The 25956-nt window shown below is 45.4% G+C and carries 18 protein-coding genes and 1 pseudogene; 13 read left to right on the forward strand and 6 right to left on the reverse strand.

The features are described 5' to 3' along the window. The first annotated feature begins 220 nt into the window (after positions 1-220). Positions 221-1846: an ArnT family glycosyltransferase gene (locus tag IM479_RS20955; protein ID WP_287684728.1), complete on the forward strand. Its 1626-nt coding sequence runs from the start codon at positions 221-223 to the stop codon at positions 1844-1846. A gap of 107 nt (positions 1847-1953) precedes the next feature. Then, the gene (gcvP, locus tag IM479_RS20960; protein ID WP_287684729.1) at positions 1954-4941 is read left to right on the forward strand and encodes an aminomethyl-transferring glycine dehydrogenase; all 2988 of its coding nucleotides are present in this window, start codon (positions 1954-1956) and stop codon (positions 4939-4941) included. A gap of 39 nt (positions 4942-4980) precedes the next feature. Here gcvP and lpxB read toward each other — a convergent pair whose 3' ends face one another. Next, positions 4981-6210: a lipid-A-disaccharide synthase gene (gene lpxB, locus IM479_RS20965; RefSeq protein ID WP_287077305.1), complete on the reverse strand. Its 1230-nt coding sequence runs from the start codon at positions 6208-6210 to the stop codon at positions 4981-4983. 157 nt (positions 6211-6367) lie between these two features. Then, entirely contained in the window at positions 6368-7204 is an 837-nt protein-coding gene (gene lpxA / locus IM479_RS20970; RefSeq protein ID WP_286825556.1) for an acyl-ACP--UDP-N-acetylglucosamine O-acyltransferase, read from the reverse strand. Positions 7205-7354: 150 nt separating this feature from the next. Here lpxA and IM479_RS20975 point away from each other — a divergent pair, with 150 nt between their 5' ends. The 9 genes from IM479_RS20975 to IM479_RS21015 all read left to right on the forward strand — a co-directional run bounded on the left by IM479_RS20975 (position 7355) and on the right by IM479_RS21015 (position 17914). After that, on the forward strand, positions 7355-8674 hold the full coding sequence (locus IM479_RS20975; RefSeq protein WP_287077308.1) for a four-carbon acid sugar kinase family protein: 1320 nt from the start codon (positions 7355-7357) through the stop codon (positions 8672-8674). A gap of 165 nt (positions 8675-8839) precedes the next feature. Next, positions 8840-9211, forward strand: coding sequence for a hypothetical protein (locus IM479_RS20980; protein ID WP_287684731.1), 372 nt, complete (start codon positions 8840-8842; stop codon positions 9209-9211). 12 nt (positions 9212-9223) lie between these two features. Next, positions 9224-10051: a septum site-determining protein MinC gene (gene minC, locus IM479_RS20985; protein ID WP_287684733.1), complete on the forward strand. Its 828-nt coding sequence runs from the start codon at positions 9224-9226 to the stop codon at positions 10049-10051. 201 nt (positions 10052-10252) lie between these two features. After that, on the forward strand, positions 10253-11053 hold the full coding sequence (minD, locus tag IM479_RS20990; RefSeq protein ID WP_286825914.1) for a septum site-determining protein MinD: 801 nt from the start codon (positions 10253-10255) through the stop codon (positions 11051-11053). 29 nt (positions 11054-11082) lie between these two features. Next, entirely contained in the window at positions 11083-11370 is a 288-nt protein-coding gene (gene minE / locus IM479_RS20995) for a cell division topological specificity factor MinE (protein ID WP_002764792.1), read from the forward strand. Further along, a complete protein-coding gene (locus tag IM479_RS21000; RefSeq protein WP_286825915.1) occupies positions 11367-11555 on the forward strand; it encodes a hypothetical protein in 189 nt (62 codons plus the stop codon). The genes minE and IM479_RS21000 overlap by 4 nt, the downstream gene beginning before the upstream one ends. 355 nt (positions 11556-11910) lie before the next feature. Further along, on the forward strand, positions 11911-14967 hold the full coding sequence (ppc, locus tag IM479_RS21005; protein ID WP_287684735.1) for a phosphoenolpyruvate carboxylase: 3057 nt from the start codon (positions 11911-11913) through the stop codon (positions 14965-14967). A gap of 519 nt (positions 14968-15486) precedes the next feature. Continuing rightward, complete coding sequence (gene glyA / locus IM479_RS21010; RefSeq protein ID WP_287684736.1) at positions 15487-16770, forward strand: serine hydroxymethyltransferase; 1284 nt, start codon at positions 15487-15489, stop codon at positions 16768-16770. 79 nt (positions 16771-16849) lie between these two features. After that, positions 16850-17914, forward strand: a complete 1065-nt coding sequence (locus IM479_RS21015) for a glycosyltransferase family 4 protein (protein WP_002732067.1) — start codon at positions 16850-16852, stop codon at positions 17912-17914. A 62-nt stretch (positions 17915-17976) separates the two neighbouring features. Here the strand turns inward: IM479_RS21015 and IM479_RS21020 are convergent. Then, positions 17977-18246 (reverse strand): annotated as a pseudogene (locus tag IM479_RS21020) (hypothetical protein); the annotation flags it as partial. A gap of 211 nt (positions 18247-18457) precedes the next feature. Then, positions 18458-19027 carry an IS607 family transposase gene (locus tag IM479_RS21025; RefSeq protein ID WP_287684738.1) on the reverse strand — a complete coding sequence of 190 codons (570 nt, stop codon included), beginning with the start codon at positions 19025-19027 and terminating at the stop codon, positions 18458-18460. Between the two features lie 233 nt (positions 19028-19260). Between IM479_RS21025 and IM479_RS21030 the strand changes: the two genes are divergently transcribed. Further along, positions 19261-21888: a chloride channel protein gene (locus IM479_RS21030; protein WP_287684739.1), complete on the forward strand. Its 2628-nt coding sequence runs from the start codon at positions 19261-19263 to the stop codon at positions 21886-21888. A gap of 8 nt (positions 21889-21896) precedes the next feature. On the opposite strand, the gene IM479_RS21035 is transcribed toward IM479_RS21030, so the two are convergent. Continuing rightward, on the reverse strand, positions 21897-22277 hold the full coding sequence (locus IM479_RS21035; RefSeq protein ID WP_286826704.1) for a DUF1830 domain-containing protein: 381 nt from the start codon (positions 22275-22277) through the stop codon (positions 21897-21899). Positions 22278-22802: 525 nt separating this feature from the next. Continuing rightward, a complete protein-coding gene (gene hemL, locus IM479_RS21040) occupies positions 22803-24104 on the reverse strand; it encodes a glutamate-1-semialdehyde 2,1-aminomutase (RefSeq protein ID WP_286826703.1) in 1302 nt (433 codons plus the stop codon). 404 nt (positions 24105-24508) lie between these two features. Between hemL and dnaN the strand changes: the two genes are divergently transcribed. Then, positions 24509-25657, forward strand: a complete 1149-nt coding sequence (gene dnaN, locus IM479_RS21045; RefSeq protein WP_287684740.1) for a DNA polymerase III subunit beta — start codon at positions 24509-24511, stop codon at positions 25655-25657. Positions 25658-25956: the final 299 nt, after the last annotated feature.

Below are 25956 nucleotides of genomic sequence, written 5' to 3' on the forward strand. Positions count from 1 at the left end.
CTCTTGCCAGATAAGGATTTAGTCGATTTATGCCCCCCTATCGAACCATACCAAGTAACGAAGAACCATTGAAACTACTAATTTGCTATAACCAGTCTAGGAGAGCCTTACTGATTACTGTTTACTGATTACTGTTTACTGATTACTGTTTACTGATTACTGTTTACTGATTACTGTTTACTGATTACTGTTTACTGATTACTGATTACTGACCTAGCTTATGAACCGTCAAAAATTTACTTGGGGATATTCTAGTTATAAATTGCGTCAGAGAGAAAATTTTAAAGAATTTCTGTGTTTACTGGGATTATTAATAGCGGCCTTAATTATCTATCTAGTGGGATTAGGTAATTTACCCTTGCGGGATTGGGATGAAGCGACCATTGCTCAGGTGTCCAAGGAAATTAGCCAAACCCCACTGGAACAATTGCGCTGGTTATTTCCCAGTCTTTGGGGTGATCCCTACCTGAATAAACCGCCGTTGATTCATAGTTTGATCGGTCTAACTTACCATTTCTGGGGCATCAATGAGGTCAATACTAGACTAATTCCCGCTTTTTTAACAGCTTTATCGGTGCCGCTCCTCTACCTTCTCGGTCGAGAAATTTTTCCCGCTCGTTTACCAGCTTTACTATCGGCCTTGATCTATCTAACTCTTTTGCCGGTGGTGCGTCATGGCCGTTTAGCCATGTTGGATGGAGCGGTATTGTGTTTTGAAATCCTGATGTTTGTCTGTTTACTGCGCTCACGGCGCGATTTACGCTGGTCTCTGGGGGCGGGGTTAGGATTTGCCCTCCTTTGTCTGACTAAGGGTATTATGGGGCTATTATTGGCGGGTATCGGCTTGATTTTTCTGTTCTGGGATACCCCCCGGTTATTAACTTCTGCCTATTTTTGGTCGGGTTGGTTATTGGGAGCAACTCCCGCTTTTGCTTGGTATAGCGCCCAATTTTGGCACTACGAGCGGGAGTTCCTTGATTCCCTTTTTGTTCAACAGTTAAAGCGAGTTAGTGACGATCTGGACGATCATCGCGGACCGTTTTGGTATTATCTGCTGGAAATTCTTAAATATAGTTGGCCTTGGTTAATTTTCTCGGTTTGGGGTTTACGTTTAGCACGTCAGGAACATCTCTACAGTTGGGCGAAGTTACTGTTAGTTTGGACGGGTGTTTATCTGTTGGTGGTTTCGGTAATGGCGACCAAGTTGCCTTGGTATATTCTGCCGATCTATCCGGCCTTGGCTTTAGCGGCCGGTTATGCCTTGGCGCAGGTGGGTAATCTTCCCATCGATCGCCCCTATAATCCAATCTGGTCAATTATTCTGGGTATTATCGGCGTTGTGGCGGGTTTATTAGCTTTAATGGCCTATTTTCCTGGTAATTTTGTCGCTATCGAACCTCTCCATCCCTTAATTATTTTAACCTTATTGTCACTTTCCCTGACCATGGTGACAACGGCGATTTTGTTAGCTCGGCGCTCGGAACAATTCAGCGTGGTTTTACTCTGGGGAATGTTGGTTTCTTTGTTTATTTTTGTCAATTCTCCCCTGTGGATCTGGGAATTAAATGAGAATTTCCCCGTCAAACCGGTGGCGAGTTTAGTACAGAAATATGTGCCGGCCGATCACCCTGTTTATGTTGCTTTTGCCTATGAGCGCCCCTCGTTAAATTTTTATAGTGGTCGTCGGGTTTTTCCCCTTGCTGCTGAAGAATTAATCAATCATTGGCAAAGTCACAGACAACCCTACCTAATTATCGATCGTCAAACCAAAGAAGCTACTGATTTAGAAGGATTAAAGGTGATCGGATCGACGGATTCCGGTTGGTTTTTGGTGACGAAGCAGTAGTGAAGTTAATTTTGTGCATAGGTCGATAGCAAATTAGCTTAGGCTTGATCTTGCTGACTTGAAATATTACAAAAATTTGACAAGTTGCGTTAAAATCACCCCTAGCGATGAAACGCAGCACTTTTGTAATTGTTGAAACCGAGATTAATATGCTAAATAGGTCAATTACGGCCGAGAAAACCGAGGAATTCGCTCCTGCTGACCTGCAAGACCTGCTAGACTGTACCGATAGCTTTGTTAACCGTCACATTGGGCCGACGGAGACGGAAATAGAGAAAATGCTGGCGGTTTTGGGTGTTGCTACCGTTGAGGAGTTAATCGCTAAAACTGTCCCGTCAGGAATTCGTTTACAAACAAGCCTTAATCTAGCACCTGCCTTGAGTGAATACGCTGCTCTTGCCCAATTAAAAGCTATTGCCTCCAAAAATCAGGTATTTCGCTCCTTTATTGGCATGGGCTACCATGACTGTATCACCCCGCCGGTAATTCTCCGCAACATCTTAGAAAATCCGGGTTGGTACACCGCCTATACTCCCTATCAAGCGGAAATCGCCCAAGGACGCTTAGAAGCTCTCTTAAACTTCCAAACTCTCATCACTAGCTTAACCGGTCTGGAAATTGCTAACGCTTCCCTCCTCGATGAAGGAACAGCAGCCGCGGAAGCGATGAGCATGAGTTATGGACTGTGTAAAACTAAAGCCAATGCTTTCTTTATCTCCAGTAGTTGCCATCCCCAAACGATTGAAGTCGTTAAAACCAGAGCGATTCCTTTAGGTATTGACATTATTATCGAGGATCATCGTCTCTTTGACTTCCAAACGCCGATTTTTGGCGCATTATTACAATATCCAGCCACCGATGGCGTAATTTATGACTATCGGGAATTTATCGCCAAAGCGCAGGAAAATGGGGCTTTAGTCACCGTTGCCGCCGATATTCTCAGTTTAGCCCTGTTGACTCCCCCCGGCGAATTGGGGGCTGATATTGCCGTGGGTAGCAGTCAACGCTTTGGGGTTCCCCTGGGTTATGGGGGTCCCCATGCCGCTTATTTTGCCACCAAAGATGCCTATAAACGCAGCATTCCGGGGCGCATTGTCGGGGTATCGAAGGATAGTCAGGGTAAACCCGCACTGCGTTTAGCTTTGCAAACCCGGGAACAACATATCCGCCGGGATAAAGCCACCAGTAATATTTGTACCGCACAGGTGTTACTAGCGGTGATTGCTTCCATGTACGCGGTCTATCACGGACCGGAAGGAATCAAGAAAATCGCCCAAAGAGTGCAGAAATTAACCGCTTTATTGGCAACTGGGTTAAAACAGTTGGGTTATCAAGTGGGGAAAGAACCGTGCTTCGATACGCTCAAAGTTACGGTATCCACGGGAGTTAAGGACATCCTTGCGAAGGCAAAAACCCATAAGATTAATCTGCGTTATTTTGATGAGAATAATCTAGGAATTAGTGTCGATGAAACCACCAGTCTCAGGGATGTGTGGGATTTATGGCAAATTTTTGCCCCAACCGGGGAATTACCCTTTACCGCGGCCGAATTAGTCGAGAAAATTAGTCTAGAATTACCCGCTAATTTAACCCGTACCAGTGCCTATCTTACCGAACCGGTGTTCAATCGTTACCACTCGGAAACGGAATTACTCAGATATCTGCACCGTCTGGAAACAAAGGATTTAGCCTTAAATACTTCCATGATTCCCCTCGGTTCCTGTACGATGAAACTGAATGCCGTAGCGGAGATGATTCCAGTAACTTGGGCAGAATTCGGCAAATTACACCCTTTTGCCCCGATTGAGCAAGCAGAAGGCTATCAACTGCTCTTTCAACAGTTAGAGACTTGGTTAGGGGAAATTACCGGGTTTGATGGCATTTCCCTACAACCGAACGCCGGTTCTCAGGGAGAGTATGCCGGTTTACAGGTAATCCGAGCCTACCATGAAAGTCGCGGTCAAGGTCATCGTCAGATTTGCTTAATTCCTGAGTCCGCTCACGGGACTAATCCTGCCAGCGCTGTTATGTGTGGTATGAAAGTAGTGGCGGTTAATTGCGATTCTCGGGGCAATATTGATATTGATGACCTGAAAACTAAGGCCGAGAAGCATCAGGATAATCTAGCGGCTTTGATGGTAACGTATCCTTCCACTCACGGCGTTTTTGAACAGGGAATTAGCGAAATTTGTGCCTTGATTCATCAATACGGTGGTCAAGTCTATATGGATGGCGCGAATATGAATGCTCAGGTGGGTTTATGTCGTCCGGCCGATTTTGGTGCTGATGTCTGTCACTTGAATCTCCATAAAACTTTCTGTATTCCCCACGGTGGTGGCGGACCGGGTATGGGACCAATCGGAGTAAAATCCCATTTAGTGCCTTTTCTGCCCGATGTTTCCCTAGTTTTGGCGAAATTATCCCCAGAAACCGCTAACGGTAAGCATCAGGACTCGATTGGGGCAATTTCGGCCGCGCCTTGGGGTAGTGCCAGCATTTTGGTGATTTCTTGGATGTATATCGCTATGATGGGGGCAGCCGGCTTGAAAAAAGCGACAGAAGTGGCAATTTTGAACGCTAATTATATGGCTTTTCGTCTGGAGTCGGCCTATCCAGTGTTATTTAAGGGTAGCGCCGGAACAGTCGCCCACGAGTGCGTGATTGATTTACGTCCCCTGAAAAAACAGGCCGGCATCGAGGTGGAAGATGTGGCAAAACGCTTGATGGATTTCGGTTTCCACGCGCCGACGGTTTCTTGGCCCGTGGCGGGTACAATGATGGTGGAACCCACGGAAAGCGAATCTTTGGGCGAATTAGACCGTTTTTGTGAAGCTTTGTTAACTATCTATCAAGAGGTACAAGCGATCGCTAATGGTAGCATGGATATCCATGATAATCCCTTGAAAAATGCCCCCCACACAGCCGCAGTTTTAACTGCCGATGATTGGAGTCGTCCCTATTCCCGTCAACAGGCAGCTTACCCGCTTTCTTGGCTAAAAGATTATAAATTCTGGCCGGTAGTGGGACGGGTTGATAATGCTTACGGGGACAGAAATCTGGTTTGTTCCTGTGAGGGTATGGACGCTTATAAGTAATCGTAATTCCTTGATAATATTTGGTGGGGTAGTTACAAATTACCCCGCTTTTTTCTGGTTTTTCGGAACTTGAACTGTAAAATTAAACACTTCTTGCGCCACTCGATCGCAACTGCCTACTGTTCCTAAACCGGCTGTAGTTTCTGCGTATTCATCTAACATTTTTTGCCGACGTTGCTGATTTAATAATAAATCTAGACATTCCTGCATAATTCTCTCCGGGTTAGCTTCCTCTTGTAATAATTCGGGAACAATTTCTCGCATTAAAACTAAATTTACCGGTGAGACAAATGGTACAGAAAACTTCATAATATTGCGGGCAATCCAAGCAGTAACTGCACTTAAACGGTAAACCACCACCTGCGGCACATTTAACAAAGCAATTTCGAGATTAACTGTACCAGACTTAGCCACAGCCAGATCGGCCGCGGCAATTGCTTCTAAAGTCTGATCTCGTTCCATAATCACCGCATTTAATCCATATTCCTTCACTAATTGTCGCATTTTGGGTTCGTATAAAGCTAGTGGAACGGGAATTAAAAACTTAATATCGGGAATTTTTTCCTGTAATTTTTGGGCAGCAGCGCACACCGTCGGGACGAGATATTTAAACTCCTGTTGACGGGAAGCGGGTAACAAAGCGACCACCGTTTCTTCGGTTTTTATTGCCCATTTTTGCCGCATTTCTTGGCGATTGGGAGCATTTGCCATACGATCAACTAAAGGATGTCCCACCCAAGTTACCGGTAAACCTTTTGTTTCAAAAAAACGGGCTTCGGCAGGAAAAATTGCCAATAATTTATCGGTGATGGCGATTAATTTCTCCGTATTAAATAACTTTTCTGCTGTGGCCCTTAGTTTAGCTGAGGGGATATTTTCTTCCGACCAAATCCACACCTGTGGGGCAATATAATAAATAATTGGGACATCGGGAATAATTTTTTTAGCCGACTGACCGATCGCCACATTTGCCCCCACATAATCAATTAAAATAATCAGATCAGGGGGATGATCTCTAAAAAACTCTTTTGCTCGTTTTTGTAGTTGTAAAGTTGGCCAAATAAAGGGGATAGATTCAATTAATCCCATGGCAGCCAGTCGAGTGGTTTTACCCAACATTTTTGCTCCGGCTAACTCCATGCGATCGCCGCCGAGCGCAAAAATTTCTAACTCAATTTCCTGGGTTTTAGCTAGTTGAAAAAGGGATTCAATCAGCATGGCTGCCTGTAAATCACCCGATACCTCACCCGTGCTAATAAATATACGCATTTGGATAATTATTTGACAATAAAAGAATTCAGGAGTCAGGAGTCAGTCCCGATGAAAAAATTTTCACCCCCACAGATGAAAGAAGTTTTCTTCCCCACACCCTACACCCTACTTCCCCATCACCCCACACCCCACACCCTGTTCCTCAATCAATAAATTATTTCCCCGGAATTAAACCGCGACGTTTTTCTCCCGTGGTAGAGGATTGTAAAAATTGACAGAGATGTTGAACATGGGGGTTATCGGTTAAGAGAGAAACTTGTTCTAAAGCCTCCTGAAGATTTATATTAGAACGATAGATAATCCGAAAAGCTTTTTTCAGTAAAGCTAGATCTTCATCGGTAAAACCTGCTCTTTGTAAACCGACTAAATTAAGAGTTCGCACCCGACAGGGATTGCCTTCCACTAAAGTAAAAGGGGGAACATCGCGATCAATACGACTCATTCCTCCTAACATGGCCATTTTGCCAATATGAACAAATTGATGTACTCCTAAAACCCCCCCGATAACTGCTTTTGATTCGATCTGGACATGACCTGCCAAAGCGACACTATTAGCGATAATAATGTTATCTTGCAAAATACAATTATGGGCAACGTGAACATAGGCCATTAATAAATTATTACTGCCAATTTGGGTAACTTCTCCCGTATCCGTGGCGCGATTAATTGTGACAAACTCGCGAATTTGGTTATGATCACCAATTTCTACCCTACTTTCGCCACCTTTATACTTTAAATCCTGTGGTTCATTACCAATAACAGCCCCGGAAAAAATATGATTACCCTTGCCAATTTTGGTCGGACCCTCAATGACCACATGGGCATCAATAATTGTATCAGCTTCAATTTCCACATTGGCCCCGATCACAGCATAGGGACCAACTTTAACCTTGGGAGCAAGTTTTGCCGACGGATGGATAACCGCAGTGGGGTGAATTAACGTATTCAAAGGGAAGTCTCCCGCGCTCAACTTCGTCACTGTATGAATCATGGTATAGCTTATCCTATATTGGACAGATTGTGATCAAGATTGATAGCGGTTGCTTGCGGAGGGGACGACTTTAATGGGGAACCAGAACCCGATAAACTATTAACCAGATTCTCTTGATTCCCCCGTCCCTCCCATCCTGATAAAAAATATATGAGCAATAATAGACCTAAAATTATAGTCTTAGATGATGACCCGACAGGTTCCCAAACAGTCCATAGTTGTCTGTTATTGATGCGGTGGGATGAAGATACTCTCCGCTTGGGATTGGCAGATAATGCGCCAATTTTCTTTGTTTTGACGAATACTCGCGCTTTAACCCCCGAAAAAGCCGAGTCTGTCACGCGAGAAGTCTGTCATAACCTGAAAACTGCCTTAACTAAAGAGGGAATCGAGGATTTTTTGGTGGTTAGTCGTTCCGATTCTACCCTGCGCGGGCATTATCCGATCGAAACTGATGTTATTGCCGAAGAATTGGGCGGTTTTGATGCACATTTCCTGATTCCAGCCTTTTTTGAGGGGGGCAGAATCACTCGCGATAGTATTCATTATTTAATCATCGATGGTGTTCCCACTCCCGTCCACGAGACGGAATTCGCTCGCGATTCGGTTTTTGCCTATCATTACAGTTATCTGCCGGATTATGTGGAGGAGAAAACGCAAGGTAAAATTAAAGCAGATGATGTAGAGAGATTTTTACTGACAGATATCCGTCAAGGTAGTTTAGAACGACTGCAAAAGCTCAAAAATAATCAATGTGGGGTGGTAGATGGGGAAACTCAAGCGGATCTCGATCGCTTTGCTGAAGATATTTTAACCGCCGCAGGGGCAGGAAAAAAATTTTTATTCCGTAGTGCCGCCAGTATTTTAACTTCTTTGGCTAATTTAGGAACTCAACCGATCGCACCCGAATCTATGGGTAAGTATAAGCCCACGGGGGAAGCCGGGGCAATTATCGTCGGTTCCCACGTCAAAAAAACTACCCAACAATTACAGGAACTGCTTCAACAACCCAACACCGTCGGAGTCGAAATCGATGTGACGGCATTGCGCGATCGTCCTGACCAACGAGATCAACTCCTAGCACAAGTTCTAGAAAAAGTCAAGCTTATTCACAAAAATAAACAAACCCCCGTGATCTATACCAGTCGGCAAGAGTTAACCTTTGCCTCTGTGCAGAAACGTCTTGATTTTGGGGTTGCCGTCTCCACCCTGTTAATGGACATTGTTAAGGGTTTACCCAGTGACATCAGTTTTTTAATCAGTAAAGGCGGAATTACCTCTAATGATGTCTTAAGTACGGGTTTAAGCCTGCAATCGGCCCGTTTACTCGGTCAGATTCTCCCCGGTGTCTCCATGGTCTGCACAGAATTGGATCATCCCCTCTTTCCTAATTTACCTGTGGTTCTTTTCCCGGGTAACGTCGGTGATGTCCAAGCTTTAGCCACAGTTTATCAACGTTTGTGTCAATAGGAGGCAATCAGTGAGCAGTTCACTGATTACTGTTTACTGTTGACTGATCACTGAAAAAGCTCCCCAATTCATAATTCATAATTCATAATTCATAATTCCCACTGCTGCCTGCTGCTCAAGGTTCATAATGAAAGAAATATCTATACTGATAGCCGGTTAATTTTTATGAAAACTGTTGCCGATACGGACTTGAAAAGGCTAGAAGACTTAATTATCAACGGACAAAAAGCGATCGAGACTCGTTTCACGGCGATCGAGCATAGTATCGTCGAAATTAAGGCTGATATTGGCGAAATTAAAGCTGATATTGGCGAAATTAAAGCTGATATTAAGGAAATCAAGCAAGATGTTAAATCCCTAGAGATAGGACAGGCAAAATTAACCGAAAGAGTCGAAGGGATGGATAATCGCCTCAAAATAGTCGAGGGCAGTCAAAAAAATCAAATTTGGGCATTGATAACCATTTTAGGCGGTTCACTAATTACCGCTTCCGTCGGTTTGCTGATCGCTATTTTGCGCTTTGTCTTTTTTAAGTAAAAAGTTATCTTTATGGATGAAAATAAAACCGAAATAAATCAAGAAATTGACTTAGAAACCGAAAAAATTGAGCCATCAGCCTCGGTAATGGAAAGATACGCCCAAATACACCTAAAAAGTGAGGGCGAGAAATTGGTGCTAATTTTGCCCAAAACCAGCGCCGGGGAGACAAGTCAGGATTGGACAGATATCTTGACAGGATTAAAATATTATCTCCGTAATAGCGGCCAAAACTGCCCCGCTAGAACACCAGTACACCTACGGTCCAACAATCGCCTGATGGATACGCGCCAACTACAAGCGATCGCCACAATTTTAGACAGTGCCGAATTATCCCTGCATACCATCCAAACCCAAAGAAGACAAACCGCAGTGGCAGCGGCAACCATGGGTTACAATGTCGAACAAATGCGCTCGAATCCCACGGTTTTCGGGGACGAGCAACCGCTACCATCCCTCCTCGCCGAACCTTTGTACTTAAAAACCACCCTGCGATCGGGTGTAGAAATCCGTCACCCGGGTACAGTTATAGTCATGGGTGATGTCAACCCCGGCGGATCGATCGTCGCTGATGGCGATATATTAGTTTGGGGGGGTTTACGCGGTGTGGCCCATGCTGGATTCCGCGGCGATCGAGCAGCGGTAATTATGGCCCTGCGAATCGACTTAACTCAACTGAGGATCGCAGAATTAGTGGCACGCACCCCGGCTTTGAATAGCGATCGCATGGAACCAGAAATTGCCTGTATCAGCGAAGGAGGAATCCGCATCATTGGGGCTTATAATTTTTCCAGAACCTACACCTTTAAAGATAAAGTGGGATGGGTAGAAAAAAAGTGATCAGTGACCAGTAAACAGTGATCAGTAAATAGTGATTCAGTGACCAGTAAAAATAGGGATTAACTGCGTTGAAATGAAAAACTCTATCAAACCAATAACTGATAACTGATAACTGATAACTGATAACTGGTAACTGATAACTGATAACTGATAACTGATAACTGATAATTGATAACTGATAACTGATAACTGATATAAATTATGGCTCGTGTAATTGTGGTGACATCGGGAAAGGGAGGAGTTGGTAAAACGACAGTAACGGCGAACTTAGGTTCAGCCTTATCTCAATTAGGCTGTCGAGTTGCCCTTGTCGATGCCGATTTCGGACTGAGAAATCTCGATTTATTGTTAGGATTAGAACAGCGTATCGTTTATACTGCCCTCGATGTGGTGGCGGGAGATTGTAGCCTTGATAAAGCTTTAGTTAAGGATAAAAGACAGGAAAATCTGGTCTTATTACCGGCGGCACAAAACCGCACCAAAGAGGCAATTACTGGCGCTCAAATGAAGGATTTAGTCGCCCAATTGTCAAAAAGTTATGACTATGTATTGATTGATTGCCCGGCAGGAATTGAAATGGGTTTCCGCAATGCGATCGCCGCTGCTCAAGAAGCGATCATCGTTACTACTCCGGAAATGTCGGCGGTGAGAGATGCCGATCGCGTGGTGGGATTACTAGAAAGCGAAGATATTAAGAGTATCCGTCTGATTGTCAACCGGCTGCGGCCAGAAATGATCCAACTTAATCAGATGATCAGCGTCGAGGATATTCTCGACCTCTTGGTAATTCCCCTGTTGGGGATTATTCCCGACGATCAAAGAATTATTATTTCCACTAATAAAGGGGAACCATTAGTATTAGAGGAGAAGACCTCTCTCCCCTCCATGGCCTTTAGAAACATTGCCCAGCGTTTACAGGGTCGCGATGTGCCGTTTCTAGATTTAATGGCCGGTCAGGAAGGTTTTCTCACTCGTCTGCGTCGTCGCTTGTTTGGGCCTTAAACTCTCTCATCTCAACCCCTTAACCTACTATGAATGACCTGATCGATAAACTTCTAGCATGGCGCGGTTCGGGCAAAAGTGGCGACCAAGCTAAAAAACGCTTAAAACTTATTCTGGCCCATGATCGCGCCGATCTTAGTCCCGAAATTCTCAATATGATGCGTCAAGAAATCTTAGAAGTGGTCAGTCGTTATCTTGATATCGACACCGAGGAAACCGAGTTACTCCTAGAAAGCGACCAACGAACTACAGCCCTGATTGCTAATTTTCCGATTCGTCGGATCAAACGCCGTCCTTTAACCGAGAAATTGCCATGAAAACTAAACCGATCGAGCTTTGGCTTAGTCTAGCGGTCAGTCCCTTTCTTTTATCCTACTTGGGACTACGTTCTATTAATAATTGGTTGATAGAAGTCGGGAAAGACAGTGAGGAAATCTTTCGTGGCGATCGCTTGCCCCTGCTCAATATTCCCGATCAGTTACCAGTAAACAGTGACCAATAATCCAAGAAAAAAGTCCTTTTGCCCCCTGAAAAGAGGCAAAAATAGTGAAGTTTTTGTTAAAAATAGGAAAAAATGTGATTCGTGGGGATATAATCTCATCTTTGACAAACCCTAAGAACTAATCCCGATAGATCAGTTATCAATGATCAGATTTGAGTTTTCAGTGAATAGTATTAAGTGGTAAGTTCTGAGCTTTCTTTTCACTGATTACTGATTACTGATTACTGATTACTGATTACTGATTACTGATTACTGATTACTGATTACTGATTACTGACTCCCGATTACTGATTACTGATTACTGATTACTGATTACTGATTACTGATTACTGATTACTGATTACTGATTAAAATTATGAGCGTCCTTATCCCCTCGACCGAAACCGAACAGGATATTTTCAGCACTTCCAACCTGTTTCTGCAGCAAAGACTGAAATTAATCGAAGATTTATGGAAAGAAGTCTTAGTCTCCGAATGTGGTCAAGAATTAGTCGATTTACTGGAATTACTGCGCCATCTCTGTTCTGAGGAAGGACAAGTGACCGATGATAGTCCGGAAGCAATGATCGCCAAAATGATCGAAGACTTGGAACTAGGGGAAGCGATCAAAGTTACCCGCGCTTTTGCCCTCTATTTCCAGTTAATAAATATTATTGAACAACACTACGAACAAAGGGATCAGCAACTACTGCGACGGACGGTGATCGGGGAAGAAAACGAAAGTCCCAAGGCTGACCCAACGCAAAAAAGCATTTTAGCCACCATTGTCGGGGCCGATTGGCTAGAAAAAACCCTGAACGAGTCCGATCACTCCGGCCCAAAATCGGGACTATTTCACTGGTTATTTCCCTATCTCAAACAGGTTAACGTCCCCCCCCAAGAAATTCAGCGTCTTCTCGATCAGTTAGATATTTGTCTGGTTTTTACGGCCCACCCCACGGAAATTGTCCGTCATACCATTCGCATTAAACAGCGCCGTATCTCAGGCATTCTCGAAAAACTCGACCAAGCAGAAGAAATCTTTCGCAGTATGGGGTTAACTAACTCCAGAGAAGCACAAACAGTCACCAAACAGTTAAAAGAAGAAATTCGTTTTTGGTGGCGAACAGATGAACTACACCAATTTAAACCCACCGTCGTCGATGAAGTGGATTATGCCCTGCACTACTTCGATGAAGTTCTCTTTGATTCCCTACCCCAGTTAACCCTGCGTCTGCAGCAAAGTCTAGAATCCTCCTTTCCCCGTTTACGAGCGCCGAAAAATAACTTCTGTCGCTTTGGTTCTTGGGTAGGGGGAGATCGGGATGGCAATCCCTCCGTTACCCCCGAAGTCACCTGGAAAACCTGCTGTTATCAGCGCAATCTCGTTATTAAAAAATATCTCGATGCTATTCGTGACCTGACCAGTATTTTAAGTGCCTCCCTGCACTGGTGTCACGTCTTGCCGGAGTTGCTGGACTCCCTGGACAGAGATAAACAGCAAATGCCCGAAATCTATAGCCAGTTAGCAATCCGCTACCGTCAGGAACCCTATCGCCTCAAATTGGCCTTTATTCAAAAACGTCTGGAAAATACGCGCGATCGCAATGATCGGCTCAATGACCCAGAAGAACGACAATTATTAACTAAACTCAACGAAACCAACATCTATCGCTCCGGTTCCGAGTTTTTAGCCGAATTACAGCTATTACAGCGCAGTCTCTTTCAAACCGGTCTTTCCTGTCAAGAACTCGCTCAACTGATCGCCCAAGTGGAGATTTTTGGCTTTGTCCTGACTCAGTTAGATTTTCGGCAGGAATCCACCCGTCACGCCGAATGTATCGAAGAAATCGCTGAATATCTCGGAGTTTTACCCAAACCCTACGGCCAATTAAGCGAATCAGAAAAAATCGCCTGGTTAGTGGAGGAATTAAAAACCCGTCGCCCCTTAATTCCCCGGGAAATGCCCTTTTCGGAAAGAACCTGCGAAACCATTGAAACCCTGGGAGTTTTAAGAAGTCTGCAAGGGGAATTTGGTCTGGAAATCTGCCAAACCTACATTATCAGCATGACCAACGAGGCCAGCGATGTGCTAGAAGTGCTGTTATTAGCCCAAGAAGCCGGTTTATACGACCCCGCCACTAGCCGCAGTTCCCTCCGCATCGTTCCCCTCTTTGAAACCGTCGATGACCTCAAACACGCCCCCGGCATCATGGAGACTTTGTTTGAATTGCCCCTCTATCGGGCAACCCTAGCCGGCGGTTACGACCATTTAGGGGCTTTAAACGGGGAGGACGTGACCCCGGAACCTGCCATCTTGGAACCGAGTAATTTACAGGAGATTATGGTGGGTTACTCCGATAGTAATAAAGATTCCGGCTTTTTGAGCAGTAATTGGGAAATTCATAAGGCCCAGAAGGCTTTACAAAAAACCGCTAAACAATACGGCGTGAATCTACGTCTTTTTCATGGCCGGGGCGGTTCCGTCGGTCGGGGTGGTGGACCGGCCTACGCCGCTATCCTCGCCCAACCCCGGGGAACGATTAACGGTCGCATTAAAATCACCGAACAAGGCGAGGTTTTAGCCTCGAAATACTCTTTACCAGAATTGGCCTTGTATAACCTAGAAACGGCTGTAACGGCAGTCATACAGGCAAGTTTACTGGGCAGTGGTTTTGATGATCTCGAACCCTGGAATCGCATCATGGAGGAGTTGGCCACCCGTTCACGGCAAACCTATCGCAGTTTGATTTATGAAGAACCGGACTTTTTAGATTTCTTCCTGTCCGTGACTCCCATTCCTGAAATTAGTCTTTTACAGATTAGTTCCCGACCAGCGCGCCGGAAAAGTGGTCAACAGGATTTAAGTACCCTGCGGGCAATTCCCTGGGTATTTAGTTGGACCCAAACCCGTTTTCTTTTACCGGCTTGGTATGGTTTAGGGACAGCTTTACAGATGTTTCTCGATGATTCTCCTAGCAGAAATTTGGAATTGTTACGCCATTTTTATCACAAGTGGCCGTTCTTCCAGATGGTGATTTCTAAGGCAGAAATGACTCTATCGAAGGTGGACCTACAGATGGCCTATCACTACGTCAGTGAACTTTCTAAACAGGAAGATCGAGAACGTTTTCAACGTCTGTTTGAAAGGATCAAAGAGGAATATAATCGCACTAGCGAGATTGTTCTCCAGATCACCGGCGAGAAACATTTATTGGATAATGATCCGAATTTACAGCGCTCGGTGCAGTTACGCAACGGTTCGATCGTTCCCCTCGGTTTCCTACAGGTGTCTCTCCTCAAGCGTTTACGTCAATACAACAGTCAAGCTCAATCCGGTGTGATTCATTTCCGCTACTCTAAAGAGGAGTTATTAAGGGGTGCTTTAATGACGATTAATGGTATTGCCGCAGGGATGAGAAATACCGGTTGATTACAGATAATTAATGGTAGTTTTCGGGGGTGGTTATCTTGAAGGTAATCCACCCTCTTTTTTGGATTTGTCAACTTTTTGTAGAACTTCTACTAAGTTGTTATTTTTAAAGGGAAAATCACCGCTAAAATTGGGCATTACTTCCGATTTTATCACTCAATCCAAGCTTTTGGGGGGTAGAACCCCCCAAACCCCCCCGCGCATTAGCTTTTCGGTGGGATGCTTACAGGCAGCTGCTGATACATTTGTAATTATTTAAAAGTCACTGATAATTGCTGATTATCGGTATTTCTGCAAATGTGAGATGCACCCAATCTGCTTAACCCGAACTGACGTTAATATTACTATCACCTATTGACTAAAAATGAAGATTTTACCCCTAACAGTTGACAATTGCTCATCGATCCCGAAGAGAAGCAATTAAGCTCACTGGTGTGTCGGAAGATTAGAGATTGTGCCAAAATGGAGAAAGTGACCCAATGATTACAGGTAAATTGTTAAAGAAAGGATCGAGTAACCGTGACTGATACGAACTTAGATATACTATCCTTGACCGATCCAGCGATCGCGGGGATTCTGCAAAAAGAACTGCAACGTCAAAGAGATCACCTAGAACTAATCGCTAGTGAAAACTTTACCTCGGCTGCCGTCATGGCCGCCCAGGGTTCGGTTTTAACCAACAAATACGCCGAAGGACTGCCCAAAAAACGCTACTATGGTGGTTGCGAATACGTTGACGAAGCGGAACAATTAGCGATCGATCGGGTTAAACGACTATTTGGGGCAAACCACGCTAACGTACAACCCCACTCCGGGGCCCAAGCTAATTTCGCCGTTTTCCTGACCCTCTTGCAGCCCGGCGATACGATTATGGGTATGGATCTCTCCCACGGTGGTCATCTTACCCACGGTTCCCCTGTTAACGTTTCCGGGAAATGGTTCCGAGTAGTACAGTACGGAGTAAGTCCCGAAAGCGAACGCCTTGACTACGATCTCATCCTTGACATCGCCCGCAAGGAAAAACCCAAACTAATTATCTGCGGTTATTCTGCCTACTCGCGCCAGATTGATTTCGAGAAATTCCGCGCTATCGCTGACGCAGTGGGGGCCTACCTGATGGCAGATATCGCCCATATTGCCGGTTTAGTGGCCACTGGTCATCATCCTAACCCCCTACCCCACTGTGATGTGGTAACTACCACCACTCACAAAACCCTGCGCGGTCCTAGGGGGGGGTTAATTATGACCAAAGACGAGGAATTAGGCAAAAAATTCGATAAATCCGTCTTCCCCGGTACCCAAGGCGGTCCCCTAGAACACGTGATCGCGGCGAAAGCGGTGGCTTTTGGGGAGGCCCTGAAACCGGAGTTTAAAATCTATTCGGGCCAAGTAATCGCTAATGCCCAAGCTTTGGCCGGTCAGTTGAAGGCTAGAGGGATTAAAATTGTCACTGATGGTACGGATAATCACTTGATGTTACTCGATTTAAGATCCGTGGGCATGACCGGGAAAGAAGCCGATCGCTTGGTGAGTACTATCAATATTACCGCTAATAAAAACACTGTTCCCTTCGATCCCGAGTCTCCCTTTGTCACCAGTGGTCTGCGCTTGGGTTCCCCGGCTATGACCACCAGAGGACTAGGAGAAACGGAATTTATCGAGATTGGCAACATTATCGCCGATATTCTCCTTAATCCAGGTGATGAAGCCCTGAGAACTACTTGCCGTCAACGGGTAGCGAAACTCTGTGAAAGCTTCCCCCTCTATCCCCATCTCCATATTTCCGTCCCCGCCTTGGCCTAAAACGAGAGATAATAAAAACTCATAATTGGCGATTGCCTGTCAGTTGCCAATTGTGAATTAAATCGCCCCCCCAATTCCCATGTCTGGAGATTTATACTATCTAATTGCTTTTCTGATCGCCCATACCGTGGTACTTTGGAGTACCCCCCTCGTCAGAACCGTCGGACTGAAAAGCGGTTACGTCGATAAACCCAACGAAAGGAAGGTCCATGAAAAGCCTATGGTTCGACTGGGGGGAGTTTCGATTTTTGTCGGCGCTTTAACTGCACTCCTGATCGTTTGGTGGTTGGGAGGGTTTGCCGGTTTAAACAGCGATCGAGAATGGGAAGTTTGGGGCGTAACCCTAGGCGGTTTGGGCTTTTTCCTCATCGGTCTAGCGGATGATCTTTTTAATCTTTCGCCGCTCAATCGTTTGGTAATGCAGTTTAGCGTCGCTTTTCTAGCTTGGCAAGCCGGGGTAAGGATCGATTTCCTCTCTATTCCCTTCGGCGATTTATTACAAATTCATTGGCTAAGTTTACCGATTACTCTCCTCTGGTTAGTGGGGATGGCTAACGCGATTAATTGGATTGACGGTTTAGATGGATTAGCGGCGGGGGTTTCGGGTATATCTGCCGTGGTTATTTTAATTGTAACTTTGGTGATGGGACAACCGGCCGCCGCTATTATCGCCGCCGCTTTAGCGGGTGGGGCCTTGGGTTTTCTGCGTTACAATTTTAACCCCGCCCAAATTTTTATGGGGGATGGTGGAGCCTATTTTATGGGTTTTACCCTGGCGGGTGTGGCGGTGATTGGATTGGCTAAAACCACTGCTGTGACTACCGTTGCCGTTACCGCCGTCCTATTACCCTATCTCATCCTCGCGGTTCCTCTCCTCGATATGTCCACGGTGATTATTTCCCGTCTCAAACGCGGAAAATCCCCTTTTGTGGCTGATAAACGTCATTTACACCACCGTTTACTGAAAGCTGGTATCTCTCACCGTCTGACAGTGTTATTTATCTATGCCCTAACCCTCTGGGTGGGCAGTTTAGCCCTCGGTTTCTCCAATGTTCCCAGTGGTTGGGGTTTTGCCTTTGGTGCGACTCTCCTCCTCGGTTACGTCGGTTGGCAAGTCTGGCGCAATCGTGGCAGTGAACCGTAAACTATCTTAAAGTCGTCAGATATCAGCTTTTTTCTGCGGATATCTCTTCGGCATCCAGTTTGTCACTTTGAGAGGGCAAGCAATATCACAGTAATTCTATATTGATTTTCCGTCACCACAACCTCCGTTGATAACCTTTCTTCCATTGGTAAAGCATTTTTCCGCCTATCAAAGATAAATAACCAACCAAAATCTACCCCCAAACGCCCTAAATAAGACTTTAATTGTTCAATTCCATCAGGTTGCGGATCGCGTTTTTTATCCCGCCATACTTTTAATTCAATCCCTAAAATTACATCTTTGTAACTCAGACATAAATCCATTCTATCACTCTCAAGCACTGCGGGAATTTAGAGCAGGGATAAAAATTATTGAACCAACATAACAATATAAAATGGTGATTTTTTCCGCCTATCTAAAGATTATGTCGGATTAAATAATTGGCTGAGTTGTCAAGATTTTTAGACTGCCAAGATCAATTATCTATCTCAGCCCAAAATGGATGTCCTTTCTTGATAATGTGTCTTTCTGCTACTAACATTATTATTCGTTGTCTTTTAACTCAGCTATAATCTTTTCTGTCTTTCTTTTCGACCTTCTTAATCCGTAAATTCGAGAACAAAAAGAAGTAATAATGGCTATTAAATCTGACATCAACTCATCTTGCTTATCCTCACTTTGATTGACAATCTCCACTTTTTTATCTAGTTCTTTTAACAAGATTTCTAGATAATTAGTCCCAAATCTGGCTAGACGCTCTTTGTGTTCAACAATTAAAACATTATAATTGGGGTCAACTAGAATTTTGGCTAGTTGTTGGCGATTATCGTCTAATCCACTGCCTACTTCTTTGACAACTTTGTAGATTTTGTAGCCTCTAGCAACAGCATAATCTTTTAATCGGTCAGCTTGTCTATCTAGATTGTCTTTATTTTCGGCGCTGGAAACCCTTGCATAAATGCAAGCTATCAAGTCGGGTTTTGAATGGTTGTCATCCGTTATGATAATTGTACCAGAAGGCAATTGATAGCCTGTTAAATTCCCTTGTTTCCACCACCTCCAAGCCGTTCGATAACTTATTCCTGTTTTTTTTGCATAGTCTGATAGTTTCATGTCTATATATTACCATGCCTGACTATATTTGTATTGAAACTTTACAATACCCTCCGCTCAAAGACAGGGACAACCTTTGATCCTAGCCCATCGATAGAAAAACTACTATTAGGGCCACTGGTAGCAACAAGGTGAACGGTGACAGAACTTAACGGCCTATGATTAAAGAAACGAGGAATCAGAACCCTAAATAAATCCTCGCTCCGCCATTGCCTTGATTCTCCCTGATAATTATGGGACTTTTTGCCCGTCACCAAAACCTCCGTCAGTGGTTTAAATCCCAACACTTCGGACGTAGCGCAACCGATAGTCGTTATGCTTTACTGGTCGCCTGTTTAATCGGAATTCTCTCCGCTCTTGCCGCCATTATCCTGAAATTGGGGATCGGTTGGTTAGGTGGTTGGCGGGTGCATCTAGTAGCCAATTCCTCTCCTTTCCTAGTTTTGCCCCTCGGCGGTTTTCTGCTCGGTTACAGCGCCGGTTGGATTGTCGAACACTTCTCCCCGGCGGCCGCCGGGGGTGGTATTCCCCAAGTAAAAGCGGCCTTAGCTAAATATCCTTTGCCCCTGTCTTGGCGGGTCGCCCTAGTAAAAATGATCGGGGCGATCCTGATCCTTGGCGGTGGTTTAACCCTTGGTCGTCGCGCCCCCACGGTACACATCGGGGCGGCCCTAGCGGCCCAGTTAAGCGTCTGGCTGCCCACCAGTCCCGATCACCGTCGTCAGATGATCGCAGCCGGGGCAGCTGCGGGGTTAGCGGCCGGTTTTACTACTCCCATCGCCGGCGTTCTCTTTGTGATCGAGGAATTAATGCGCGATGTTTCTAGTATGACCCTAGAAACGGCGATCGTGGCTTCCTTTACCGGGGCCGTGGTTTCAATGATGCTGCAGAATACCCCCTCAATGATCACTGAATATGCCAATATTAGCTTCTCTGCCCAAGAAATACCCATTTATTGCCTTTTGGGGGTTTTAGCGGGCTTATTGGGGGCTTTATTCAATCAAGGCATCCTTTTTTGTAGCCAGATGCAGCGGCGTTGGCGGTTATCTCTGGCTTGGCGCATCGGTCTGGTCAGCTGGTTATCGGGAACGGTAGTGGCTTTTTTACCCGACTTTTTTCGAGATAATACCGGTTTACGGGAATTTTTGCTGGCTGGGGAATTGAGTTGGCAGAATACCGCCCTCGCTTTCGTCGTCTATTTTTTCCTGACCATGATTGCCTACAGTTCCGGCGCCCCGGGAGGACTCCTCGCGCCCGCTTTGGTGTTGGGCTCCTGTTTGGGGTTTCTGGTGGGGGGAATCGAGACGAAAATTATCGGTTTCGGCAGCGAAGCTAGTTATACTTTAGCGGGTATGGGGGCTTTTTTTACGGGAGTAGTCAGGGTTCCGGTAACGGCGATCGTGATTGTCTTTGAACTGCATCGCAATTTTAATGTTGTGCTGCCCCTGATGTTGACCTGTGCCGTTTCTTATATCACTGCCGAAAGCATTCACCCCGGTTCCCTCTATCAGCATTTACTTTCCGCTAGTGGCATTATTCTCAACGAAGAAACCCCTTCTAATGATGTGCTGGCCCATCTGTCGGCTATGGATGTGATGCAATCGCAGGTGGAAATTCTGCCGGCGGATTTACCCCTGGGGGAAGTGGTGAAAATTATGTCCCGTTCCCATCATCGCGGTTTTCCCGTGGTGGAACAGGGGCGACTATTGGGGATTTTTACCCAAAGTGATCTGGATAAATGGCGATCGAAAAACAGTCAAACAGTCCTACGGGAGATGATGACTCCCAATCCCATTACTGTGGCTCCCCAGGCAGCGTTAAGCGATGTTTTATTTCTGTTAAATCGCTATCAGCTTTCCCGTTTACCCGTTACCGATGGTCAAAAACTGGTGGGGATCATTACCCGCACCGATATTATTCGGGTGGAAGCCGATCAATTGGGGGGAGTTTGTCAACTGCCCCAACGCAGTACCCCTTCCTATGTGGTTTATCAAACCCGTTCCCCGGCCGTGGGAATAGGCCGGATTTTGTTACCTATTGCCAATCCCGACACCGCTACCGCTTTGTTTAAAATTGCTGCTGCGATCGCCCGTGAACGCAATTATGAAATAGATTGTCTCTATGTGATTACTGTGCCTCGTCTTAGTTCTCCGGCGGAAGTCAGGGTAGATACGCGGGAAGGACGCAAATTACTTCATCGTCTCGAAAGATTAGCCCGACAGCAGAATATATCTGTTCATACACAAATTTCCGTGGCTCAGGATATCGCCGACGGGATTTTGGCCACGATTCGCGAACGACACAGCAATTTATTAATTATGGGTTGGACTGGGGAAAAATCGACCACTGGGGAGATTTTCGGGTTTTTAGTCGATACTTTGATTGCTGAAGCCCCCTGTGAAACCATCTTGGTAAAATTGGGGACAAAGGATTGTTTTCCCAACGATCTTAATCGGGAAAGGATGTGGCTGATTCCCACCGCCGGCGGTCCCAATGCCCAACGCGCTTTAGCATTATTGCCTAGTTTGCTGTCTTTGTCCGAGTCTTCGGATCATCCCAAACTTTGGTTATGTAAAATCTATTCCCCGACGGAGTTACTGCCAGATCTGTCCACTATGTTCGTTTTACAAGCATCTTTACAGAAAGCGATCGCACAGCCGATTGTACCTTTACCGATTTGTTCGGCCTCTCCGGCCGAGGCGGTGATTCATCTGGTAGAATCGGAGGATTGTTCTTTGGTGCTTTTGGGTGCGTCCAGGGAAAGCTTGCTCAATCAGTTCTTAAATGGCAATATCCCCTCGACGATTGCCCGTGCGGTTAATTGCACTGTGATTCTCGTGCGAGGGGAATTATCAGATTAGGTTATTAGCTAGGCGGAAGCTAAAGTTAAACCGAAGGGTACGGCATTGTCAATTTTCGCCCCTTGACTTTCCTCTAGGGAATGGGGATAGAATATTTCCCTGTCTAGTTGACCATCGGAGTCATCCTCATCCCCATCGCTGATATAAAGGCGTTCACAGGGGATGTTATCGGAAAGGATGGCGCTGGCTATCATCCCCGTATGAATCTCTAAGAAAGCATCCGCTAGGGTCTCAAATACTAAACGCTGCCCGGGAAAAACCACCCTTTCAAAATACCAGTTAGCAATATTGGTGATGCGAACAATTTGAATATGACTGGTCGCATTGACATAGCAACAAAGAATACTATTTTTCTTGCCGTTGGGGAGGGGATCGAGAATCTGTGCCATAGCAATTGGGGTGATCTTAAAGTGGGTTTCTCATCGCTCCTTCACCCTAACATCCTTTGATCCCCGATAGTTGTAAAGATGATTACATTACTCTGATAAAAATCTACCAATCGCTTTTTCTGGTGATAGAAGGCGGTTTTTATTAAAAAATCATTAAATTTAACTAATGCCTAGTTTTGGCTATTTGTCAAGGGGGGAACTACGTTTTTTTGCTGTTTTTCTTGATTTTTTGCCCAGCTATTTATCGCTCAATTTTGTTGACGGTTTCAGGATTATAGAAACCGAGGTAATTTTTGTCAAGTTAGATACCTCTTGCTCTTGATATCCTCGATCTGGTTGACTAAAAAGGGGCGGCCTGTGCTGGGACTGATAAGTTTTACAGTGCTGGGGATAATAATCCCTCGATTGTTCGGGGTTTCTAGGCAAATTTCCCCTGAGAATCCCCGTCTTTTGCAAGCGGGGAGATGTCAACTCATCAATAATTGGGACTCTATCAATCAATTTTCCCAGCCGAAGCAGCATTAACTATAAACTTGCTAAAACCTCTTTAGCGGCGGCCAAAGTCCGTTCGATATCGGCCTCTGTGTGAGCTAAGGAAGTAAAACCAGCTTCAAACTGGGAAGGAGCTAGATAAACGCCTCTTTCCAACATTCCCCGATGAAAACGACCGAATTTAGCCACATCGGCCTTTTTGGCCCCTTCATAGTTATGCACGGGGTTGCCAGTGAAAAACATCCCGAACATGGCACTGATATGACCTCCAGAAACGCTATGACCAGCATCTCTGGCCACTTTCAGTAGCCCTTCAGTTAAGGATTTGGTCACTTTATCGAGATATTCGTAGGTGCCGGGGTGCTGAAGTAACTCTAGGGTTTTAATTCCCGCCGTCATAGCCAAAGGGTTGCCGGATAAGGTTCCCGCTTGGTACATCGGGCCGGCCGGAGCTACCATAGCCATAATATCGGCGCGACCGCCGTAGGCCCCCACCGGCAGCCCACCGCCGATAACTTTGCCGAGGGTGGTTAAATCGGGGGTGATGCCGAATTTTTCCTGAGCGCCACCGTAGGCGATGCGGAATCCGGTCATTACCTCATCAAACATTAATAAGGCCCCGTATTCCTTGGTTAATTCCCGCAATCCTTCTAAAAAGCCAGCATCCGGCACGATAAAGCCGGCATTACCCACCACTGGCTCTAAAATCACCCCGGCAATCGAGTCGGGATTCTCGACAAAGAGGGCTTTTACCGCTTCCAGGTCATTGTAGGGGGCGGTTAAAGTGTTGTTAGTGGTGGTTTTGGGAACCCCCGGCGAGTCGGGTAGGCCTAGGGTCGCTACACCAGAGCCGGCTTTCACGAGGAACATATCGGCGTGACCGTGGTAACAGCCCTCGAATTTGATGATTTTATCCCGGCCGGTAAAAGCCCGCATTAAGCGCAGGACGGACATACAGGCTTCGGTGCCGGAATTGACAAAACGCACCATTTCGATGCTGGGAACGGCATCAATCACCATTTCAGCAAGAATATTTTCCTCGACACAGGGAGCGCCGAAACTGGTTCCTTTGTCTAGGGCCTGGTGGAGGGCGGCAATCACTTCGGGATGGGCATGACCACAGATAGCCGGCCCCCAAGTTCCCACATAGTCGATGTATTCGTTACCGTCCACGTCGCGAATATAAGCCCCTTTGACGCTTTCAAAAACGATGGGTTGACCACCGACGGATTTAAAGGCCCGCACGGGGGAACTTACACCCCCCGGCATTAATTTTTGAGCGGCTGTAAAGATTTCTTTCGATTTTGTTGTTTGATACGAAGATGTGCTAACCAATCCTGTCTCCTTGTCTATTTGAGTCTATTGGTTCTGGGGGAGGCCCAGAGCTTTGTTTTGTTAACTTCCTGCTGCTTGTTCCATTTTAAAGATCACCGGCCTACATTTAACGCAATTTTTTCGCTAAGAAAGGCGCTGGTCGGCTAAAGTCTCGCTATTCTTGACTTGTAGCTTGATGGTTAACAGCTGATGTAATTGGCTGAGAAAGGGCAAAAATTTCACTGTTGACAATTTTTCCACAATCTTTTCAGAATTGCAGTAAAAACCTAGCAATGGCCGAAGTTATTGCTATTGATAGATTTTAGCCCGGAAAGAGCGATCGAAAAAAGCTCTGGTTTTCCACAGATTTTCCACAGGGGAATTCTTGCTATTATTTTTTAGCGTACAAAAAAACTATTCCTGCTATGAAATTTACCAGTAGTCAAAGCGAACTCAACAGCAATTTATCCCTAGTTAGTCGGGCCGTTGCCAGTCGTCCTACCCATCCGGTGTTGGGAAATGTTCTCTTTTGTGCCGATGAGGAAAAGGGCGAAATTAGCCTGACTGCTTTTGATTTGAGTTTAGGGATTCGCACCAGTTTTCGGGCCGAGGTGGTGGAAGGGGGCAAAATTACCCTGCCGGCAAAATTGCTTAACGATATTGTCTCTCGTTTGGGAGAGGGGGAAATCACTATCTCTGTGGAAGAAAACAAGAATGATGAGGAGCATAGTCTCGCTTTTCTAAAAACTGCCTCGGCACAGTTCCAAATTCGCGGTATGAAAGCCGATGAGTTCCCAGAATTGCCCACGGTGGCCGATGGGGAAATTGTTAATTTACCTATAGTTGCCTTGACAGAGGGACTAAAAGGTGCATTGTTTGCCGCTAGTGGCGATGAAACTAAACAGGTGTTGACGGGGGTGCATTTAACTAAAACCGTCGATTGTCTAGAATTTGCCGCTACAGACGGTCATCGTTTAGCGGTGGTACAAACTCCCCTAGAGGAGGTGGAAAGTGCCTCTGGTGGCTTTAATGTCACCATTCCGGCCCGGGCCCTGCGAGAATTGGAAAGAATGATGTCAACAAAACAAAATATCGAGACTATTACTCTGCATGTGGATGATTCTCAAGTCATCTTTGAAATGGGGGAACAGAGGTTAACCAGTCGTAAGTTAGAAGGGGCCTATCCCACTTATAATCAGTTAATTCCTAAATCCTTCGAGCGCTCTTTGGTTTTAGACCGCAAACAGTTAATCCGTTGTTTGGAATTAGTGGCGGTTTTATCGGACCAAAAGAATAATTTAGTCAAGTTTAGTCTCGATAGCGAAAATGACCGTTTATCCCTAGCGGTGGAATCTCCCGATTTAGGTAGTGCCAAAGAGTCCATGGCGGCGACAATTCAGGGAGAAAGTGGCGATATTGCCTTTAATGTTAAATATTTGATGGACGGTTTGAAGGCTTTACCCAATAATGATATCCAAATGCAGTTAAATGCTAGTACCCAACCGGTTATTTTTACCCCCTTGGGAGGTTTAAAGATGACCTATTTGGTGATGCCGGTACAAATTCGTCAGTAGTTCTGACTTAATCGGAACCGTGGGATGTGTTTTTAACCTATCCCATTTTTGATTGTAAGTAGCTGGTTATAATTAAATTGAAGATAGATTTTGGTGTCGATCCCCCCTTAATCCCCCCTTGATAAGGGGGGTGTCGATCCCCCCTTAATCCCCCCTTGATAAGCTATCCATTAGTCACATCTTTCTTAACATAAAATTTGACAAAAAGAGAAAAGTGTGCAAGATGGCTCAAGGGGGTTCTATGGGGGGACTAATTTGATGAGATAGTTTCCAAGTCTGGCTGATATCATGTAACCTTC

The organism is Microcystis sp. M165S2, assembly GCF_020245885.1.
GTDB lineage: Bacteria > Cyanobacteriota > Cyanobacteriia > Cyanobacteriales > Microcystaceae > Microcystis.

Coding starts and splice junctions, on each gene's coding strand:
- minC (WP_287684733.1), top strand. CDS start 9,224: ATGGATGAAAATAAAACCGAAATAAATCAAGAAATTGACTTAGAAACC.
- IM479_RS20955 (WP_287684728.1), top strand. CDS start 221: ATGAACCGTCAAAAATTTACTTGGGGATATTCTAGTTATAAATTGCGT.
- ppc (WP_287684735.1), top strand. CDS start 11,911: ATGAGCGTCCTTATCCCCTCGACCGAAACCGAACAGGATATTTTCAGC.
- IM479_RS20975 (WP_287077308.1), top strand. CDS start 7,355: ATGAGCAATAATAGACCTAAAATTATAGTCTTAGATGATGACCCGACA.
- IM479_RS21035 (WP_286826704.1), bottom strand. CDS start 22,277: ATGGCACAGATTCTCGATCCCCTCCCCAACGGCAAGAAAAATAGTATT.
- minD (WP_286825914.1), top strand. CDS start 10,253: ATGGCTCGTGTAATTGTGGTGACATCGGGAAAGGGAGGAGTTGGTAAA.
- lpxB (WP_287077305.1), bottom strand. CDS start 6,210: ATGCGTATATTTATTAGCACGGGTGAGGTATCGGGTGATTTACAGGCA.
- IM479_RS21000 (WP_286825915.1), top strand. CDS start 11,367: ATGAAAACTAAACCGATCGAGCTTTGGCTTAGTCTAGCGGTCAGTCCC.
- dnaN (WP_287684740.1), top strand. CDS start 24,509: ATGAAATTTACCAGTAGTCAAAGCGAACTCAACAGCAATTTATCCCTA.
- IM479_RS21015 (WP_002732067.1), top strand. CDS start 16,850: ATGTCTGGAGATTTATACTATCTAATTGCTTTTCTGATCGCCCATACC.
- IM479_RS21025 (WP_287684738.1), bottom strand. CDS start 19,027: ATGAAACTATCAGACTATGCAAAAAAAACAGGAATAAGTTATCGAACG.
- IM479_RS21030 (WP_287684739.1), top strand. CDS start 19,261: ATGGGACTTTTTGCCCGTCACCAAAACCTCCGTCAGTGGTTTAAATCC.
- minE (WP_002764792.1), top strand. CDS start 11,083: ATGAATGACCTGATCGATAAACTTCTAGCATGGCGCGGTTCGGGCAAA.
- IM479_RS20980 (WP_287684731.1), top strand. CDS start 8,840: ATGAAAACTGTTGCCGATACGGACTTGAAAAGGCTAGAAGACTTAATT.
- gcvP (WP_287684729.1), top strand. CDS start 1,954: ATGAAACGCAGCACTTTTGTAATTGTTGAAACCGAGATTAATATGCTA.
- lpxA (WP_286825556.1), bottom strand. CDS start 7,204: ATGATTCATACAGTGACGAAGTTGAGCGCGGGAGACTTCCCTTTGAAT.